General features: G+C 66.7%; 16 protein-coding genes. 5 read left to right on the top strand and 11 right to left on the bottom strand.

Annotation, left to right across the window (positions count from 1 at the left end):
* Nucleotides 1-236: 236 nt before the first annotated feature.
* The 4 genes from purH to htpX all read right to left on the bottom strand — a co-directional run bounded on the left by purH (nt 237) and on the right by htpX (nt 6,242).
* On the bottom strand, nt 237-1,823 hold the full coding sequence (purH, locus tag VFB18_RS01790) for a bifunctional phosphoribosylaminoimidazolecarboxamide formyltransferase/IMP cyclohydrolase (RefSeq protein ID WP_324970561.1): 1,587 nt from the start codon (nt 1,821-1,823) through the stop codon (nt 237-239).
* 100 nt (nt 1,824-1,923) lie between these two features.
* Nucleotides 1,924-3,690 (bottom strand): heparinase II/III family protein, encoded by a 1,767-nt coding sequence (locus VFB18_RS01785; protein ID WP_324970560.1) that lies wholly within the window; start codon nt 3,688-3,690, stop codon nt 1,924-1,926.
* A gap of 124 nt (nt 3,691-3,814) precedes the next feature.
* Nucleotides 3,815-5,179 carry an RsmB/NOP family class I SAM-dependent RNA methyltransferase gene (locus VFB18_RS01780; RefSeq protein ID WP_324970559.1) on the bottom strand — a complete coding sequence of 455 codons (1,365 nt, stop codon included), beginning with the start codon at nt 5,177-5,179 and terminating at the stop codon, nt 3,815-3,817.
* A gap of 121 nt (nt 5,180-5,300) precedes the next feature.
* Nucleotides 5,301-6,242, bottom strand: a complete 942-nt coding sequence (gene htpX, locus VFB18_RS01775) for a zinc metalloprotease HtpX (protein ID WP_324970558.1) — start codon at nt 6,240-6,242, stop codon at nt 5,301-5,303.
* Between the two features lie 261 nt (nt 6,243-6,503).
* Here htpX and VFB18_RS01770 point away from each other — a divergent pair, with 261 nt between their 5' ends.
* Nucleotides 6,504-6,980: a globin domain-containing protein gene (locus tag VFB18_RS01770; protein ID WP_324970557.1), complete on the top strand. Its 477-nt coding sequence runs from the start codon at nt 6,504-6,506 to the stop codon at nt 6,978-6,980.
* Nucleotides 6,981-6,989: 9 nt separating this feature from the next.
* On the opposite strand, the gene VFB18_RS01765 is transcribed toward VFB18_RS01770, so the two are convergent.
* The 7 genes from VFB18_RS01765 to tsaD all read right to left on the bottom strand — a co-directional run bounded on the left by VFB18_RS01765 (nt 6,990) and on the right by tsaD (nt 12,837).
* Nucleotides 6,990-7,346 (bottom strand): hypothetical protein, encoded by a 357-nt coding sequence (locus VFB18_RS01765; RefSeq protein ID WP_324970556.1) that lies wholly within the window; start codon nt 7,344-7,346, stop codon nt 6,990-6,992.
* A 5-nt stretch (nt 7,347-7,351) separates the two neighbouring features.
* On the bottom strand, nt 7,352-9,313 hold the full coding sequence (acs, locus tag VFB18_RS01760) for an acetate--CoA ligase (RefSeq protein WP_324970555.1): 1,962 nt from the start codon (nt 9,311-9,313) through the stop codon (nt 7,352-7,354).
* A gap of 109 nt (nt 9,314-9,422) precedes the next feature.
* On the bottom strand, nt 9,423-9,824 hold the full coding sequence (locus VFB18_RS01755) for a DUF1761 domain-containing protein (RefSeq protein WP_324970554.1): 402 nt from the start codon (nt 9,822-9,824) through the stop codon (nt 9,423-9,425).
* A 26-nt stretch (nt 9,825-9,850) separates the two neighbouring features.
* A complete protein-coding gene (locus tag VFB18_RS01750) occupies nt 9,851-10,285 on the bottom strand; it encodes an EVE domain-containing protein (protein ID WP_324970553.1) in 435 nt (144 codons plus the stop codon).
* A 15-nt stretch (nt 10,286-10,300) separates the two neighbouring features.
* The gene (locus tag VFB18_RS01745; RefSeq protein ID WP_324970552.1) at nt 10,301-10,594 is read right to left on the bottom strand and encodes a YciI family protein; all 294 of its coding nucleotides are present in this window, start codon (nt 10,592-10,594) and stop codon (nt 10,301-10,303) included.
* A gap of 53 nt (nt 10,595-10,647) precedes the next feature.
* Nucleotides 10,648-11,643: an NAD(P)H-dependent glycerol-3-phosphate dehydrogenase gene (locus VFB18_RS01740; RefSeq protein ID WP_324970551.1), complete on the bottom strand. Its 996-nt coding sequence runs from the start codon at nt 11,641-11,643 to the stop codon at nt 10,648-10,650.
* Nucleotides 11,644-11,745: 102 nt separating this feature from the next.
* Nucleotides 11,746-12,837, bottom strand: coding sequence for a tRNA (adenosine(37)-N6)-threonylcarbamoyltransferase complex transferase subunit TsaD (gene tsaD, locus VFB18_RS01735; RefSeq protein WP_324970550.1), 1,092 nt, complete (start codon nt 12,835-12,837; stop codon nt 11,746-11,748).
* A 46-nt stretch (nt 12,838-12,883) separates the two neighbouring features.
* Here tsaD and hemC point away from each other — a divergent pair, with 46 nt between their 5' ends.
* From hemC to VFB18_RS01715, 4 genes are read left to right on the top strand one after another with little or no spacing between them, the layout of a single operon-like run.
* Nucleotides 12,884-13,819: a hydroxymethylbilane synthase gene (gene hemC / locus VFB18_RS01730; protein ID WP_324970549.1), complete on the top strand. Its 936-nt coding sequence runs from the start codon at nt 12,884-12,886 to the stop codon at nt 13,817-13,819.
* Nucleotides 13,819-14,544 (top strand): uroporphyrinogen-III synthase, encoded by a 726-nt coding sequence (locus VFB18_RS01725; RefSeq protein ID WP_324970548.1) that lies wholly within the window; start codon nt 13,819-13,821, stop codon nt 14,542-14,544. The genes hemC and VFB18_RS01725 overlap by 1 nt, the downstream gene beginning before the upstream one ends.
* A gap of 40 nt (nt 14,545-14,584) precedes the next feature.
* Nucleotides 14,585-15,988 (top strand): COG4223 family protein, encoded by a 1,404-nt coding sequence (locus tag VFB18_RS01720; RefSeq protein WP_324970547.1) that lies wholly within the window; start codon nt 14,585-14,587, stop codon nt 15,986-15,988.
* Between the two features lie 3 nt (nt 15,989-15,991).
* Nucleotides 15,992-17,590, top strand: a complete 1,599-nt coding sequence (locus tag VFB18_RS01715; protein ID WP_324970546.1) for a heme biosynthesis protein HemY — start codon at nt 15,992-15,994, stop codon at nt 17,588-17,590.
* Nucleotides 17,591-17,656: the final 66 nt, after the last annotated feature.

Genomic DNA, 17,656 nt, shown 5'->3' with positions numbered 1-17,656 from the left:
GGCGAGCGGGCGAGCAGCTTGTCGATGTCGGCAAGCCAGGCCTCGAGCGGCGTTCCCGGCCGCACCACGAGCGCGTGGAAGGTGCCGCCGCGAAATTTGAAGGAGGTGGTGCCCCGCGTTGTCATTTCGTTAACCCCATGGCCGATAGGACGGCGTTCGTGGTTAACGACCGGTTAATTTACGGAACATTAGGAAGAAAAAGTCTTGGCACGGGTAGGGGGGCGATCGCTCGCCCCCTAATGGCGGAAATGGCGCATGCCGGTGAAGACCATGGCGAGCCCGAGCCGGTCGGCGGCCGCAATCACATCGGCGTCGCGCATCGCCCCGCCCGGCTGGATCACGGCGGTGGCGCCCGCTTGGGCGATCGCCTGAAGTCCATCGGGGAAGGGGAAGAACGCATCAGATGCCGCGACCGAGCCTTCCGTAAGGCTCGCGCTTAGACCGCGCGCTCTTGCGACGTCTTCCGCTTTCCACGCCGCCATGCGCGCGGCATCGATGCGGCTCATCTGCCCTGCCCCGATGCCGACCGTGGCGCCGCCTCTCGCATAGACGATCGCGTTCGACTTGACGTGCTTTGCCACGGTGAAAGCGAACAGAAGGTCGGCAAGCTCGGCCTCGGAAGGCTTGCGTCTGGTCACGACCTTGAGCTCGGCCGGCGAAACCACGGCATTGTCGCGCGATTGAACGAGAAAGCCGCCCGAGAGTGAGCGGAAGGTGAGGCCTTCGGCCTTCGGGTCCGGCAAAGCGTGGGCAAGCAGGAGGCGCAAATTCTTCTTCTCGGCGATGAGCGCTCTTGCCTCGTCGCTCGCGTCAGGCGCGATGATCACCTCGGTGAAGATCTTGACGATTTCGTGCGCGGCCTCGGCATCAAGCGGCCGGTTCAATGCCACGATGCCGCCGAAGGCGCTGACGGGATCGCAGGCGAGCGCCTTCATATACGCCTCGGCGAGGCTCTTCCCGAGCGCCACCCCGCACGGATTGGCGTGCTTGATGATGGCGACAGCGGCACTCGCCGCGGGATCGAACTCGGCGACCAGCTCGTAGGCCGCGTCGGTGTCGTTGAGATTGTTGTAGGAGAGTTCCTTGCCTTGCGCTTGCGTGGCGGTGGCGACGCCGGGCCTCGCCTCGCCGCTCTGGTAGAACGCCGCCCATTGATGCGGGTTCTCGCCGTAGCGAAGCTCTTGCGCGAGCCGCCCCGCGATCACGCGCCGCTCGGGCGCGCGTTCGCCGAGGGTGTGCGCGAACCAGGCGGCGATCGCGGCATCGTAGGCTCCCGTGCGCGCGTAAGCCTTGGCGGCGAGCGCCTTGCGCAAGGCGAGCGTGGTGGCGCCGCCATGCGCCGCCATCTCGCCGAGTACGAGCGCGTAGTCGGCGGGATCGGTGACCACGGTGACGCTCGTGTGGTTCTTGGCCCCGGCTCTGATCAGCGCCGGACCGCCGATGTCGATATTCTCGATCGCGGCGGTGAAATCGGCGCCGCGGGCGACCGCTTCCTCGAAGGGATAGAGGTTGACCACGACGAGATCGATCGGCGGAATTGCCTGCTCTTGAAGCGCGCGCTCGTGCTCGGGATTGCCGCGCACCGCGAGCAACCCGCCGTGGATCTTGGGATGCAGCGTCTTAACCCGCCCGTCCATCATCTCGGGCACGCGGGTGACGTCGGAGACGTCGATGACGTTTAGCCCGGCATCGCGCAAGAGCTTCGCGGTACCGCCGGTCGATACAATCTCGATGCCGCGCGCTTCGAGCGCCGTGGCGAATTCGGCCAGGCCGGTCTTGTCGCTGACCGAGATGAGCGCGCGCTTGATGGTTCGCGTTTCCATGGACACGTCATGCCCGGCCTTGAGCCGGCATCCAGAGGCAACAGGGGCCGCAGTCAACGGCCCCTGGGTCGCCGGGTCAAGCCCGGCGATGACGTCGAGCTTAAGTTGTCGCCGGCGCGTCGTTCGGGTCGATCAGGGGATGGGGCGCGCCGTTGGCGCCCACCTGCTCGATGTTCCACACGATCCTGACCTCGTAGGCCTCGCCCATCACCCCGCCGAGCACGACCTGGGAGCTGGCTTGCGGCCCGCGCGCATCGGCGAGGAAGTAGCTTTCTTCGATCGCCGTCTCCGGCGCATTCGAGGTGATGCGCCAGGTCTCGCCGTTCCTGAGCAGGAGATTCACGCTCTGCCCGTCCTCGGAAACGGCCGCCTTCACGCTAGGGTGGAGATGGAAGCGGATGGCATAGGAGCCGGCTATCAGCCCCTCGGGGCTCGACAGGCCCTTGGGCGCGGTAAGTTTGTCCTCGCCCGAGATCAGCTTGCCGGTCTGCGCGATCAGAAACTGCCGCGCATGCACCACGCCGTACCGCGCGAGATAGCCCTCGTGCGTCCCCTTGATACGGAGATTGTCGCCCTGATCGGCGAGCGTGGCTTGCGCGTTGGCCGGTCCGATCAGCGGCGCGCCGATCACCTCCGGCGTGCCGTCGACGGCGCCGGAGAATTCGCCGGAGGAGGAATCCTCGAAGGTGAGGGTGGACTGGGCCGCGGTCGAACGCGCATACGGCAGCCATTCCTGGTGGTCGGCCGAGGGGATGCCGCAATTCACGATCATCGGCGCGTTGCCCGAGGCCATCTCGAAGGAGAGGAACCCGGCCTGGGCGTCGTAGCTGAGCGAAGGCGCCGGAGCCGGGCCCATGTCGCAGATGAGCTGCATAGTCCCGCAATTGAGTCTGACATAGGCCGAGTTCACCGCGCTTCTCACCGGCGAGCCCTCGACGTCGTCATAGGCGAGCACGGTGGCGAGCGCGTCGGTCGGGGTCGGTCCGCAGCCGTTGAAGCGCGCGAGCGTCCCGTCGCCGATGCGGAAGAAGCGGAGCATCGGCATGATGCGGTCGATGGCGTCGGTCAATTCCTTGGGCGGCGTGCGGTCGCGCGCCACGAAACACTGGCGGAGCGGCAGGAGGTCGAGCAGAAGCTCGACGAGCGCCTCGGGGTTGCGCGAGATGTGCCCGCCGTCGGGCAGGATCTGGCGCTCGAGTTCCTTGCAGAACGGGCGCGTATAGCGGTCGACCACCGACTGCTGGTCGGCGATGCACAGCCCGGCATAGATCAGCGCCATGAGATTGACGAGGCGCGGCACGCCGTCGGGGCAATCGCGGTAGCTCGCCGAGAGATAGCGGAGATGGGCGGTGAGCGCGCGCAGGAACTCCTCGTAGGCCTGCGGCTCGCCGCTGTCCAAAATGAGCACCGAGTTCGACAGCCAGGAGATGACGCGGCGGCCGACAATGTCGGGCTGCCAGGGGAGGCCCTTGATCGAGCGCTTGAGCCTGATGAAGTCGCCGACCAGCGCCTTGGCCTGCTCGCGCGACAGCTCGCTGCCGGCGGCGCGAAGATGCCGCAGCCAGCCGAAGCCATAAAGCTCGCGCTCCCACTGCTCGGATGGAGGCTCGATCTCGAACGGCGATTCGGCGGTCAGTTCGGCGAGGCGCCCGGCGAGCCCGAAATGACCGTTGTAAAGCTCGGTGGCGAAGCTCGGGTCGGCGGTGCGGAGTTCCTGCGGCGCAAGCAGGAGCTGCTCGGCCTGCGAGCCTGGATAGCTGATCGAAGCCATGCCGGCGAGAACGAAACGGCGCAAGGCGCCGGGGCCTGCCTGACGGCTCGCCTGAACGCGCTGCCCGCGCTCCAAGGCCTGATAATCAGCCGCCATGCCGTCCAAACTCCAAGCTGCTGCCACGCGCACAAACATTACGCGCGCGGCCTCCCCGCGCATCCTGTAACCCCCATTGTCGGGCGGCTCGGCCTCCGGATCAAGCCCGCTTGTTAACGAAGCGTTAACCAGCAGGGACGAGCCGCGCGGCGAAGAATCCGTCCATTCCGCTCCATTCCGGACTGTCGAGCTTGAGCTCGAAGGGGAACGTTCTGAGGCAGCCCGATGGTTCGATCCATTCGGCCTGACCGGCCAATTCCTCGGGTTTGACCGGATCGAGACGAAGCGCACCGTTCCGCACCATGGCCGCGGCGATCTGCGCTTCGCCCTCCTCGGGCTCGAGCGAGCAGGTGGAATAGACGAGGACACCGCCCGGCTTGAGCAGGGTTGCGGCATGGTCGAGGAGCCGCGCTTGCAGCGCCCCGAGCGTTTCGATGTCCTTGGCCGACTTCGTATAGGGGATATCAGGATGGCGCCGGATCGTGCCGGTCGATGAGCAGGGCGCATCGAGCAGCACGGCATCGAACGGCCGATCGGCGGTGAATGTCGTTGCGTCGCCCAGGACGAGCTCTGCTTGAAGCCCGAGCCGGTCGAGATTCTCGCGCAATATGCCGAGCCGCGTCTTGGAAAGATCGACGGCGGTCACCTCGGCGCCGGCGAGCGCAAGCTGCGCGGTCTTGCCGCCCGGCGCGGCGCAGAGATCGGCGACGCGCTTGCCCTTTACGTCGCCGAGCAGGCGAGCGGGCAGGGAGGCCGCGACGTCCTGAACCCACCAGGCGCCCTCATCGAAGCCGGGCAAGGATTCGATCCGGCCCTTGGGCATCAGCCTCACGCTGCCCGTAGGCAGCACGCGCCCCTGAAGCCGTTCGGCCCAAAGTGCGGCATCGCTCTTCACGGTCAGATCGAGCGGAGGCTCGATGAGCTGAGCCGCGGCGATCGCCCGCGCCCGCGCCTCGCCCAAATAGGAGACCCAGCGTGTCCACAGCCAGTCTGGCGTATTGACGCGCGGCGCATCGAGACCGGCGGCGATTGCCTCGCCCTCCTTGGCGACGCGCCTCAGCACCGCGTTGACGAGCTTGTCATAGCGCTTGGCCTTCGGATCGTATTGGGCAAGCGTCACGGCAAGGTCGATCGCCGCATGCGGCGGCGTGTTGAGGAAAATGAGCTGCGCCGCGGCCGAGAGCAGGATCGGATAGAGCATGGCGGACTTCTCGGGCAGTCCGCGGTCGAGAAATCGGTTGAGCACGACATCGATCTGGCCTTTGCGCCTGAGGCTCGCCCCCACGATGGCGCGGGTGAGCGCGCGGTCGCGCGTTGGCAGATTGAACATGGCGCCCTTCTCCAGCGAGCGGCCGAGAATGTCGTCGAGCGCCTGCTTCTTCTGCAGCACCGCGTCGAGCAGTTCTGCGGCGGCGCGCCGGGCCGGCAGGCCGACCTGGAGCTCGCGCATGTGCGCCTGGTCGCGGGCTTGTTTGTCGGGCGTTGTCATTTTGTGTCCCTACCCACGTCGTGCCCGGCCTTGAGCCGGGCATCCAGGGGCAACAAGCTCAGGGCACGTGCCCCCTGGATTGCCGGATCAAGCCGGCAATGGCGAATCCAAATTTATTGCTTTAGCCCCAGGGCCCGCGCCGCTGCGCCGAAGACGCCGAGGACCAGGGGCCCGGCGAAACGGCCTCGCTCTCACGTGCCGGGACCGGTGCGGCCGTCTCGCCCATCTCGCGCGCAATCTCGCGAAGGCGCGCCACGCGGTTCTCGACGCTCGGATGCGTGGCGAACAGATTGTCCATGCGCGCACCCGACAGCGGATTGACGATGAAAAGATGCGCCGAGGCCGGATTGCGTTCGGCCGGCATGTTGGGAACGTGTTCGGCGACGCCCGCGATCTTCTGCAAGGCCGAGGCGAGCGCAAGCGGCCGCCTGCTGATCTCGGCTCCCTCGCGGTCGGCCTCGTATTCGCGCGTTCGGCTGATCGCCATCTGAACGAGGCCGGCGGCGAGCGGGCCGAGGATGACGAGGAGCAGCGAACCGACCAGGCCGATATTGTTGTCGTTGCGGTTGCCGCCGAAATAGAGGCCGAAATTGGCGAGCATCGAGATCGCGCCGGCGATGGTCGCGGTGATTGTCATCAGCAGCGTGTCACGATGCTTGATATGGCCAAGCTCGTGCGCGAGCACGCCGGACAGCTCCTCGCGGTTCACCGTGTTGAGAAGGCCGGTGGTGACGGCGACCGCGGCGTGCTCGGGATTGCGGCCGGTGGCGAACGCGTTCGGCTGCGGGTTCTCCATGACGTAGACGCGCGGCATGGGAAGCCCCGCGGCGGAGGCCAGCCGGCGCACGAGCGCGTAAAGCTCGGGCGCCGAGCGCTCGTCCACCTCGCGCGCGCCGTACATGGAGAGCACCATCTTGTCGGAGTTCCAGTAGGCGAACAGGTTCATCGCCGCGGCGACGGCGAGTGCGAAGACCATGCCGGACTGCCCGCCGATCAGAAAGCCGATGCCCATGAACAGGGCGGTCATGGCCGCAAGCAGGATGGCGGTGCGGAAATAGCTCATTTCAGGCCTCCAACGGCCGGGCCTTCCGGCCCGGCCACCGCATAGATATGGAGGCGTTAACGCCTTCAACAAGGTGAGGGAGGACGGTTCGATCGTAGCCGCTCTCGGCCTTGTGGTCGCACGGCTTCCAGCTGAGCTTGCCCATAAGGTCAAGGAAGGGGCAGGGCTACGCCATGGTTTCCGGGGCGCTTACCTTAACGGTTCGTCAATCGCTCGGCCGCATTCTTGCCTCGGTATCTCGTCCTCGGGGGGAGTTTCGCCATGTCAGTCGCCCTGCATCTGTCTTCCTCAAGAAGCCTGACCCGCATGCGTTTGAAGCGGGCCGCGACCCCGGCCGAAGCCCCGCTGACCGACGAGCAGAAGCGCCTCATCCGCGACAGCTACCGCAAGATCGAACCGGCCATCGATCTGGTGGCCCAGGTGTTCTTCCGCAAGCTGTTCGCGCTCGATTCGAGCCTTCGCGCCAAGTTTTCCGGCCCCATCGAGGTGCAGGTGCGCAAGTTCGAAGCCGCCATGAAGCTCACCATGATCACGCTCTCGCAGGACGACGAACTCAAGCCGACGCTGAAGCTGCTCGGCGTGCGCCATCGCCAGCTCGGCATCAGGACGCGCCATTACCGCATGATGGCGAAGGCGCTGATCTGGACGCTCGACCAGTCGCTGGAGAAGAGCTTCACCCGCGAGACGCGCGCCGCCTGGACCGCGCTCCTCGACAAGATCACCCGCACTCTGGCCTAGCCCTGAAGGCTATGGCGGCGGGGCCGCCTCGGCGCGGACGACCTTGACCGAGACCTTGCCGCTTTCGTCCACCCAGATCTCGACATTCTCGCCCGGCTCGAGCGCCTGCGTCTTTCCGTCGACCGTGAGCTGGTCTCCAGACAGAAGGATCTCGTGGCCGTCGACCTTGACCGACAGGCCGTCGGCCAAGTCCTCCTGCGCGATGCTCTTGTAATAGCCGCCGACGGTGAGCGTGCGGTCGCCGACCGTGACCGAGATCGACTGCTCGACCTGCCCGCTCGGTGTCCAATAGGCGGCGACAAGCACAAGGCCGATCAGAAGCGCGAGCGCGACACCCGCCCCGATCAGGGTGCGCCTGCGCCACATCGGGATTATCTCCGGTTCTGCCGGTTCTCCACGAGATCGCCAACAACGGCGGGATCGGCGAGGGTCGAGGTGTCGCCGAGATTGCCGAAGTCGTCCTCGGCGATCTTGCGCAAGATGCGGCGCATGATCTTGCCCGAGCGTGTCTTGGGCAGACCCGGCGCAAACTGGATCAGGTCCGGAGAGGCGATCGGCCCGATCTCCTTCCGCACCCAGTCACGCAGCTCTTTCCTGAGCTCCTCCGACCCCATCTCTCCGGCCATCAGGGTGACGTAGCAATAGACGCCCTGGCCTTTGATGTCGTGCGGATAGCCGACCACCGCGGCCTCGGCCACCTTGGGATGGGCGACGAGAGCGGATTCGATTTCCGCCGTACCCATGCGGTGCCCCGACACCTTGAGCACGTCGTCGGCGCGGCCGGTGATCCAGTAATAGCCGTCCTCGTCGCGCCGGCACCCATCGCCGGTGAAGTACATGCCCTTGAAGGTGGTGAAGTAGGTCTCGACGAAACGCTCATGGTCGCCGTAGACGGTGCGCATGATCCCGGGCCAAGCGTCGAGGAGCACGAGATTGCCGGTCGCTTCGCCCTCGAGGATGTTGCCCTCGCCATCGACCACCGCCGGCTGCACGCCGAAGAAGGGAAGCGTGGCCGATCCGGGTTTGAGCTTGGTCGCGCCGGGCAAGGGTGAGATCAAGGCCCCGCCCGTCTCGGTCTGCCACCACGTATCGACGATCGGGCAGCGGGCCTCGCCGACCACGTGGTAGTACCACTCCCAGGCCTCGGGATTGATCGGCTCGCCGACGCTGCCGAGCAGCCTGAGCGACTTCCGCTTGGTGCGCGTGACGAACTCGTCGCCGAGCCCCATTAGCGACCTGATCGCCGTCGGCGCGGTGTAGAAGGTATTGACCTTGTGCTTGTCCACCACCTGCCAGAAGCGCGAGGCATCGGGATAGGTGGGGATGCCCTCGAAGATCACCGTCGTCGCGCCGTTCGCAAGCGGGCCGTACACGATATAGGTGTGGCCGGTAATCCAGCCGACGTCGGCCGTGCACCAGAAGATATCGCCCTCGTGATAATCGAAGATGTACTGGTGCGTCATCGCTGCGTAGACGAGATAGCCGCCCGAGGTATGCAGCGCGCCCTTCGGTCGTCCGGTCGAGCCCGAGGTGTAGAGGATGAACAGCGGATCCTCGGCGCCCATCTCTTCCGGCGGGCAGTCGGCATCGACCTTGGCGAGCTCATCGTGCAGCCAGCGGTCGCGGCCTTCGGTCCACGGCACCTCGCCTCCGGTGCGTCCGACCACAAGCACGCGCTCGACGCTTGAGACCTTGCGCAGCGCCTCGTCGGCGTTGGCCTTGAGCTGAACCTTGCGCCCGCCGCGCAGACCCTCATCGGCGGTGATGAGAAGCCTCGACCCGCAATCCTCGATGCGGCCGGCGAGCGAGTCCGGCGAGAAGCCGCCGAACACCACCGAATGGATGGCGCCGATACGTGCGCAGGCGAGCATGGCGTAGGCCGCCTCCGGAATCATCGGCAGGTAGATGGTCACGCGGTCGCCGCGCCTGACGCCATTCGCCTTCAGCACGTTGGCGAGTTTGCAGACGTTCTCGTGCAGCTCCTTGTAGGTTATGTGGAGCGAAGGCGCGTTCGGATCATCGGGCTCGAAGATGATGGCGGTCTGCTTGCCACGCTTCTTCAAATGCCGGTCGATGCAGTTGGCCGCGACATTGAGCGTCCCGTCCTCGTACCATTTGATCGAGACGTCGGGATATTCGAAGCTCGTGTTCTTGACTTTGGTATAGGGCTTGATCCAGTCGAGCCGCTCGCCCTCCTTGCCCCAAAACTTGTCCGGCTTCTCGACGCTCTTCTGGTAGAGCTTCTCGTAAGCGGCCTTGTCGATAAAGGCGCGCTCTTTCCACTCCTTGGGGACCTTGTAGTCCTTGATCTTGAACACCTTGTGTTCGGACATGCGTCCGTTCCTCCCTGACGCGATACGACGCTGGTTTTTATGCGTCACTCTTTTGTGTGCTTCGATATTACGGTGAGGTGCCTCCTTGTGCAAAGGGTTGCGCGTCGGGCTAGACCCCGAACGCGCCGATCACGGCCCCCATGACGAGCAGCACAGCGAGCCAATGCCCGCCGTCGATCAGGGTGAGCGAGGTCTTGGCGCCTTCGAAGGCGTGGTTGACGCCCATGGTGGTGATGACGAAGCCGAGCCAGATCAGGGCCCCGCTGATCACGCCGGTCTTGACGTTGACCTCGCCGAGATGGCCGATCACGCCGGCAAGCATGATGGCCATGACGAGATTGGCCACGATCGAGATGAGGAAGGGCGTGGGCGTGCGCTCCATGTCCTCTTTTTTCTTGCCGACGGCTGCGAGCCAGAACCGGCCGAGCATCATGTACCAGACCGCGCCCGTGCCGAATCCCGCGAGCGCCGCGATCACCACGGCGATGTAGTTCACGCCAGCGAATGTCATGTTCGTTCCCCCCTTCGCGCGGGGCTTCACCCCGCCCGCGGCGGCTTTGGAAGCCCGGCCATCTTGCAGATGATACTCCATTCTTGCGCCGTTACCGGCTGGACCGAGAGACGCGAATTTCTCACCAGCACCATCGAGGCGAGCTTTGGGTTCGCTTTGATCGCGGCGAGCGTGACCGGATTTGGCAGCTCTGCCACTGCCGCCACGTCGACGCACTCCCACTGGCCGGTCGAATCGGTCGAATCGGGGTGCGCTTCCTTGACCACCTTGACGATTCCGACCGCCCGCTTCTGGTCGCCCGAATGATAGAAGAAGGCGAGGTCGCCCTTCTTCATCGCCCGCATGTTGTTGCGCGCCTGGAAATTGCGCACGCCGTCCCATTCGGCGCCCTTGGCGCCTTCCTTCTTCTGCTCGGCCCAAGACCAGGCCTCGGGCTCGCTCTTCATCAGCCAATAGGCCATCGCGCCTCCTCGAACTCACCTCTCGTCCGGCTTGTTCATCGCCCAGAGCCAGGGCTTGATCTCGACCGTCTCGAAGAGACCGATCTTGGCAAACGGGTCGCCGGCGGCGATCGCCTTGGCGGCCTCGAACGAGGGGGCCTCGATCACGACGAGGCTCCCGCACATCGTTTTGCCGTCCTCGGTGAGAAAGGGACCGGCGAAAGCGAGCTTGTCGCCGAGGCTCTTCAAATAGGCGACGTGCTCCGGCCGGTGCGTCATGCGCGTATCGAGGCTGTTAGGCTTGTCGGTGCAGATGAGCGCGTAGAGCATTGTTTCCCCCTCCAACGAGGCTATTGCGCGGCCGTGGTGCTGTCTACGGGGCCCTACACCTCGGCGCGGAGCGGGCGGTTGAGCAGGGCCTCGATTACCTCATCAACGGTCGCGAGCCCCGAGATCACCGCATGCACGCCTTGCGCGATCGGCATGTCGATGCCGCGCGCCGCCGCGATCTCGACCACCGCGCCTGCCGTATAGACGCCCTCCGTTACCGCGAGGCGCTTCGCCAGCACGGCCTTGAGGCTGTGCCCCTTGCCGAGCTCGATGCCGAGCGACATGTTGCGCGACTGCTGGCTGCCGCAGGTGAGGATCAGGTCGCCGAGGCCCGAAAGCCCCGACAGCGTCTCCCGTCGCGCCCCGAGCGCGGTGCCGAAGCGCACCATCTCGGCGAAGCCGCGGGTGACGAGCGCGGCATGCGCATTTGCGCCGAACTTCTTGCCGGCGACGATGCCTGCGCCGATGGCATAGACGTTCTTCACCGCGCCGCCGATCTCCGCCCCGATCACGTCGTCGCTCCAATAGCAGCGGAACGGTGGATGCGAGAGTGCATGAGCGAGCACCTCGCCCCGCTTCTCGCTTGCGGTGGCAAGCGTGACGGCTGCGGGCAGTCCCTTGGCGATCTCTCCGGCGAAGCTCGGGCCGGACAGCACGGCGATCTCGGCCTGGGGCAAGACGTCGGCCGCAACCTGCGACATCAGCTTGCCGGTCGTCTGCTCGATGCCCTTGGAGCAAAGCACGAGCGGCTGCCCGTCGCGCACATAAGGGGCAAGCTTATCGAGGATTTCCCGCAAATGCTGCGCGGGCGTCACCATGAGCAGGAGGTCGCAATTCGCCACCTCGTTGAGCCGCCCGGTCGCCTCGATCGCCTTGTCGAGCTTGACCCACGGTAGAAACGTCTCGTTCGCGTGGTGCTGATTGATGTTGCGGACGGTTTCGGGCTCGTGCGCCCAGATGAGCACGTCGCGTCCGGCGCGCCGGGCAACAACGGCGAGCGCCGTCCCCCATGCGCCCGCGCCGACGATGCCGACCGACTGGAGTGCCATGCTCAGTCCTTGCCTTGCAAAGTGGGCAAAGCGAAGCATGCCCACCGGCATTGTCCGACGGAGGAACGGGCATCGGCAAGAGCCGATGACCGCCCTACGAGTTCAAGCCTTGACGCCGGCGCCGATGGCTGGCGGGGCGTCGGGATCGAGCGGCCAGCGCGCCCGGGCAGGGGCTGAAAGCTCGTCGGCAAGGCCGCGCGAAAGCCGCACGGCTCCCGCCCAGGCGATCATCGCGGCGTTGTCGGTGCAAAGCTCGGGTGGCGGCACGACGAGGCGGAAGATGTGCTTCCGCGCGGTCGCTTCGAGCGTCGATCTCAGCCTCCTGTTGGCGGCGACGCCGCCTGAGACGACGAGGATGCGCTGGGCGCCCCGCCCGGCGTGCCGCTCGTAGAGTTCGAAGGCGCGGGTCACTCTGTCGCTCAGGATCTCGGCCACCGCCTCCTGGAAGCTCGCGCAGAGATCGGCCGCGTCCTGCTCGCTCAACGGCGCGCGGGCTTCCGCCTCGTGCCTGAGCGCGGTCTTGAGCCCGGCGAGCGAGAAATGCGGCTCCTCGCGCCCGACCATGGGACGCGGCAGCTTGATGGTGGGACGCCCCTTCGCGGCGAGGCGCTCGACCTCCGGACCGCCGGGATAGCCTAGCCCCAAGAGCTTCGCCGCCTTGTCGAAGGCCTCGCCGAGCGCATCGTCGAGCGTCGTCCCGAGCCGCTCGTAGACGCCCACATCCTTGATGACCAGAAGCTGGGTGTGTCCGCCCGACACGAGAAGCAGGAGATAGGGGAAGGCGAGCCGATGGGTGAGGCCGGGCGTCAGCGCATGCGCCTCGAGATGATTGACGGCAATAAAGGGGACGCCCCGGCCGAGCGCGACGGCCTTGGCCGTGGTCACCCCAACGATCAGCCCGCCGATCAGCCCCGGTCCCGCCGCCGCGGCAACGCCGTCCACCTGGTCGAGCTTGATCTTGGCTTCCTCGAGCGCCTGGAGGATCGCCGCATCGAGCAGATCGACATGGGCGCGCGCGGCAATCTCGGGCACCACCCCGCCATAGGCCTTGTGCAGGTCGAGCTGCGAGCGCACCACACTCGATAGGATCCTTCCGCTCCCATCGGCCTCGCGGCGAACGAGCGCGGCCGCGGTTTCGTCGCAGCTCGTCTCGATGCCGAGGAGAATGTGGGCCCTGGCAGTATCCGGGTGCATCCGGTCTTTTACAGGATCGCCTTTGGCCAGTACAAACCCCCCTGTCATGCCCGAAACGGCCCCCCCACGCCCCCTCCTGATCGGCACGAGAGGAAGTCCCCTTGCGCTCTGGCAGGCGCGGCACGTCCGCGAGCAGCTGATCGAGGCTCATGGGTCAGCCGAGGGGGATATCGAGCTCAAGGCCATTACCACCGCGGGCGACCGCATCAAGGACAAGCCGCTCCGTGAGTTCGGCGGCAAGGGCCTGTTCACCAAGGAGATCGACGAGGCGCTTCTCTCGGGCGCGGTCGATCTTGCCGTCCATTCGATGAAGGACCTGCCGACTGTGCTGCCCGAGGGCATCGTGATCGCGGCCGTGCTGCCGCGCGCCGATGTGCGCGATGCCTTCATCAGCTCGAAGGCGCGCTCGCTTACGGAGCTTCCGCGAGGCTCGGTGGTTGGCACCTCGTCGCTGCGGCGCGCGGCGCAGGTGCGGCGGCTGAGGCCCGATCTTCGCATCGCCGATCTCAGGGGCAATGTCGAGACGCGGCTCCGCAAGATCAAAGACGGCGCAGCCGACGCGACGCTCCTTGCGCTTGCAGGCCTCGAGCGGCTCGGCCTTGCCGCCGAGGCGACCTCGATCCTCTCGACCGATGAGATGCTGCCCGCCGTGGCGCAAGGCGCGATCGGCGTCGCCGCGCGGAGCGACGACGAGAAGACGCGCGCCCTGCTCGCCAAGTTGAATGACGCGCGCTCGGAGACAAGCGTTCAGTGCGAGCGCGCCTTCCTCGCTCGCCTCGATGGATCCTGCAAGACGCCGATCGCGGGTCTCGCCGAGATCGATCGCGGCGTACTTCGCTTCCGCGGCCTCATCATCACGCCCGACGGCAGCGAATCCTACGAAATCGAGGTGACGGGCGAGGCGAGTCGCGCGCTCGGCACCGACGCGGGCGAAGAGATCCTCAAGCGCGCGGGGCAGGGCTTCCTCGCGAAGTTCGCCTGATGCGCATTCTCGTGACACGTCCGGAGCCCGATGCCGCACGCGAGATCGAAGCGCTCGCGGCGCGCGGCCATGAGGGTATCGCGGCGCCTTTGCTGGTGATCGAGGAGGTGAAGGACGCTGCTGTCGATCTCGCGGGTGCGCAGGCGCTGATCGTGACCAGCCGGAATGCGCTCCGAGCTCTCTCCCGGCACCCCGCACTCGGCGCCGCGCGGAAGCTTCCTCTTTTCGCCGTGGGCGCTCTGACGGCGCGCGCCGCGCGCGAGCTTGGCTTCGCCACGATCATCGAAGGCCCTGGCGAGGGGGCAGGGCTCGCCGAATTGATCGCGAGCACGGTCGATCCCGCCGCCGGCAAGCTCCTTCATCTCGCCGGCGAGACGCTCGCCTTCGACATCAAGGGGGCGCTTGAAGCGCGCCGGTTCAAGGTAAGCCAGCCCGTGCTCTACCGTGCCGTCCCGGCAACCGAACTCCCGCCGAGCGTGTTAAGCCTGATCGAGCAGGGAAGGGTTGACGGCGTCATCCTCTTGTCGCCGCGCACCGCCAAGACCTACCTGGCAGTTCTTGAGCGGCACGGGGCGGTAACTCAAGGTATGCGTCCGGTTTGCTATTGCATCTCCGAAGCGGTAGCAGAGGTGCTGACCCCGCACGGATTCCGCGCGCGCGTGGCGGCCCACAAGCGCGAGGAAGATGTCCTTGCGCTCCTCGACTGCGAGGCGGCATCCTCTTGAGGCTTGCGAATCCAGGCGTGACTAAAAGTTAAGGCGCGAGATGGCAGATTCGTTCGGCGATCACGACACCCCCCAGGAAGGGGCCGGCAAGCGTCCGGCCCAGACCATCGAGGGGACGGCGACCGAGGTCGCGGTGCATGTGCCGGAAGAGGCGCATGAGGCGGCCGCGCGCCACGATGACGCGCCCGAGGATGAGCGCGAGGAGGACGCTGCAGCCGAGGACGAGCCCAAGTCGACGGCCGGACCGGGCCCAAAGGATGAGGAAGCGGAGGCGAAGCCTGCGCCTTCGGAGCGAAAGGGGCCTCCGCCCGCCTCGACCATCTCCGAGATGAAGAGCTTCGTGACCCATCTTGCTGCTGGCCTTCTCGGCGGGCTTATCGGCGTGATCGGGCTTGCCTTTGCCTGGCATCTCCTTCCGGCCGGCAACGATGCCTCGGCCGCGCTCGCCAACCTGGAGCAGCGCATCGGAAAGCTCGAATCCGCGCCTTCGCCCGCCCCCGATACCGAGGCGCTCGCGCAGCTCGATGCCCGCATCAAGGCGCTCGAAAACCGCCCTGTCGAAACGCCGCCGGATATTTCCGGCCTCCCCGATCGTGTCGCGCAGCTCGAGCAGGCGATGAAGGCTCTGGCGGATGCCGCCAACACCGGCGGCTCGGTGACCGACGCCGCCGCCATCGCCCAGCAGATCGGCGAGGCCGAGCAGCGCATTGAGGCCGATCTCGACAAGGCGCTTGCCGACGCCGAGGCCACCAACGCCAAGACGCTGCAGGAGATGCAGGTCTCGATCGACGACCTTAAAACGAGGGTGGCTGCGCTCGCCGAAGCGGGCAGCGGCGGCTCGCCGGACCTAACCGCGCTTGCCGATCGCGTCGCCAAGCTCGAAGCCGAGATCGGCAAAGGGTTGGTGGGCACGAAATCGGCCGCCGCGGCCATCGCCTTCGCCAATTTGAGTGCCGCGATCGCGCAAGGGCGCCCCTATGCGACCGAGCTTGCCACGATCAAGTCGTTCGTCCCCGATCCGGGCGATCTCGGTCCCCTCCCAGCCTATGCCGAGAAAGGCATTCCGACCGTCTCTGAGCTCACGCGCTCCTTCGCTGCGAGCAGGGACGCGGCGCTTGCCGCCGCGTCGCCTCCGCCTTCCGGCTCGTTCCTCGACCGGTTGCTCGCCAGCGCTTCGAGCCTCATCAAGATCAAGCGCGTCGACGAGGCGGCGACCGGCGACAGCCCGAGTGCCGTGCTCGCCCGCGCCGAAGCCTTGCTCGACAAGGGCGATCTTGGCGGGGCGGTCAAGCAGGTCGCGACGCTCGAAGGCGCGCCCGGCGATGCCTTCAAAGCCTGGCTCGACGATGCGAATGCGCGGCTCTCGGCCGACGACATCATGCAGAGGCTCGAAGCGACCTTGCTCGCCTCCGCCAGCGGCGCTTCCGACAAGGCACAGAACTGAGCAATGATCCGCATTCTCTTCTTCATCCTCTGCGTCGTAGCGGCGGCTTTTGGCGTCGCCTGGTTCGCCGACCGGCCGGGCACCATCAAGATCGAATGGCTCGGCTATCAGGTCGAGACCTCTGCTCTCGTCGGCGCTCTCGCCGTTATTGCCCTCGTCGTGGCGCTCATCCTTCTCTGGGCCATCGTGCGCTACATTCTGACCCGGCCCGCGGCTATCGCCGCTTACACCAAGCAACGCCGCAAGACGCAAGGACTCGAAGCGCTCTCGCGCGGGCTCCTTGCCATCGGTGTCGGCGACCGCGCGCAGGCGCAGCGCTATGCCGGCATCGCGCGCCGCAACCTGCCGGACGAACCGCTGACCGCGCTCCTACGCGCGCAGGCCGCGCAACTGAAGGGCGACAAGGCTGCGGCGCGCCGCGCCTTCGAGGCCATGCTCGACAAGCCCGCGACCGAGCTTCTCGGTGTGCGCGGCCTTTTCCTCGAGGCGAAACGCAGCAACGACATGACCGCGGCGCGGGCGCTTGCCGAACGCGCCGTCAAGCGTGACCCGAAGCTCGCCTGGGGCGTCAACGCGCTGTTCGACTTGCAGGCGCGCGAAGGCGACTTCGAGGGCGCGCTCGACACGCTCGCCGTGGGGCGTCAGAACGGCCATTTCGATGCCGACACGGCGACGCGACGGCGCGCCGTGCTTCTTGCCGCCGAGGCGCGCGAGCTCGAATCCTCAAATCCCGAGAAGGCGCTCGCGCTGGCAAGCGAAGCGTTGCGGCTTGCGCCCTCGCTCGTGCCCGCCGCCGAGATCGCGGGCCGCATCCTCGCCTCGAAGGGCGAAGCGCGGCTTGCCTCACGCCTCGTCGCGCGCACCTGGAAGCTCTCGCCCCATCCCGACCTTGCGCTCGTCTATGCCTACGCCAAGCCCGGCGAATCGCCGCGCGATCGCCTGAAGCGCGTCAAGCAGCTCGCAAGCCTCGCCCCCGGCGACATCGAGGGGCCGATCGCCGTCGCCAACGCCGCGATCGAGGCACATGATTGGCAGGAGGCGCGGGCCGCGCTCCAGCCTTATCTCGATGACCGTCCGTCGGCCCGCATCTGCACGCTGATGGCGCGCATCGAGGCGGGCGAATTCGGCGACCGGGGCCGCGAGCGCGAATGGCTCGCCCGCGCCTTGCGCGCGCCGCGCGATCGTGCCTGGATCGCCGACGGCTATGTGTCGGACCGCTGGCTGCCGGTGTCTCCGGTCACGGGTGCCGTCGATGCCTTCGAGTGGAAGGCGCCGGTCGATATGATCGGCCGCGGCGATTCCAGCCTCGTCGTCGAAGAGCGGCCGGAGCCTGCGATGAAGGACATTGCGCCCGCCCCGAAGGCGCTCGCTCCCGCCAAGCCTGAAAAGAAGCTGGCAGAAGCCGCTGTCGAAGCGGCGGAAGTCCCGCCGCAACCGGCATCACCTCCGCTCAAGGCGGAGGCGCCGGCGAAGCCCGAGGAGCGTCCAAGGCCGAAACTGTTCGTTCCGGACCGGCCTCCCGACGATCCGGGCGTCGGGCAAGCCGATGCCGATGAAAGCCCGACATCGCTCGAGCGCCTGCGCGCGGCGCAGATCCGCTAATGCGGAGGGCGGAAAGCGCCCGGCTTGCATCGAATTGGCAATGGCATTAAGTCACGGCCACGCGCC

Source organism: Methyloceanibacter sp. (assembly GCF_035650995.1).
GTDB lineage: Bacteria > Pseudomonadota > Alphaproteobacteria > Rhizobiales > Methyloligellaceae > Methyloceanibacter.
The sequence above is the reverse complement of the archived record's forward strand: the minus strand, read 5'-3'. Positions and strand labels throughout refer to the sequence as shown.

Bases quoted from the DNA above. Each gene is read 5' to 3' on its own strand.
- purH (WP_324970561.1), bottom strand. From the start codon at position 1,823: ATGGAAACGCGAACCATCAAGCGCGCGCTCATCTCGGTCAGCGACAAG.
- VFB18_RS01785 (WP_324970560.1), bottom strand. From the start codon at position 3,690: ATGGCGGCTGATTATCAGGCCTTGGAGCGCGGGCAGCGCGTTCAGGCG.
- VFB18_RS01780 (WP_324970559.1), bottom strand. From the start codon at position 5,179: ATGACAACGCCCGACAAACAAGCCCGCGACCAGGCGCACATGCGCGAG.
- htpX (WP_324970558.1), bottom strand. From the start codon at position 6,242: ATGAGCTATTTCCGCACCGCCATCCTGCTTGCGGCCATGACCGCCCTG.
- VFB18_RS01770 (WP_324970557.1), top strand. From the start codon at position 6,504: ATGTCAGTCGCCCTGCATCTGTCTTCCTCAAGAAGCCTGACCCGCATG.
- VFB18_RS01765 (WP_324970556.1), bottom strand. From the start codon at position 7,346: ATGTGGCGCAGGCGCACCCTGATCGGGGCGGGTGTCGCGCTCGCGCTT.
- acs (WP_324970555.1), bottom strand. From the start codon at position 9,313: ATGTCCGAACACAAGGTGTTCAAGATCAAGGACTACAAGGTCCCCAAG.
- VFB18_RS01755 (WP_324970554.1), bottom strand. From the start codon at position 9,824: ATGACATTCGCTGGCGTGAACTACATCGCCGTGGTGATCGCGGCGCTC.
- VFB18_RS01750 (WP_324970553.1), bottom strand. From the start codon at position 10,285: ATGGCCTATTGGCTGATGAAGAGCGAGCCCGAGGCCTGGTCTTGGGCC.
- VFB18_RS01745 (WP_324970552.1), bottom strand. From the start codon at position 10,594: ATGCTCTACGCGCTCATCTGCACCGACAAGCCTAACAGCCTCGATACG.
- VFB18_RS01740 (WP_324970551.1), bottom strand. From the start codon at position 11,643: ATGGCACTCCAGTCGGTCGGCATCGTCGGCGCGGGCGCATGGGGGACG.
- tsaD (WP_324970550.1), bottom strand. From the start codon at position 12,837: ATGCACCCGGATACTGCCAGGGCCCACATTCTCCTCGGCATCGAGACG.
- hemC (WP_324970549.1), top strand. From the start codon at position 12,884: ATGCCCGAAACGGCCCCCCCACGCCCCCTCCTGATCGGCACGAGAGGA.
- VFB18_RS01725 (WP_324970548.1), top strand. From the start codon at position 13,819: ATGCGCATTCTCGTGACACGTCCGGAGCCCGATGCCGCACGCGAGATC.
- VFB18_RS01720 (WP_324970547.1), top strand. From the start codon at position 14,585: ATGGCAGATTCGTTCGGCGATCACGACACCCCCCAGGAAGGGGCCGGC.
- VFB18_RS01715 (WP_324970546.1), top strand. From the start codon at position 15,992: ATGATCCGCATTCTCTTCTTCATCCTCTGCGTCGTAGCGGCGGCTTTT.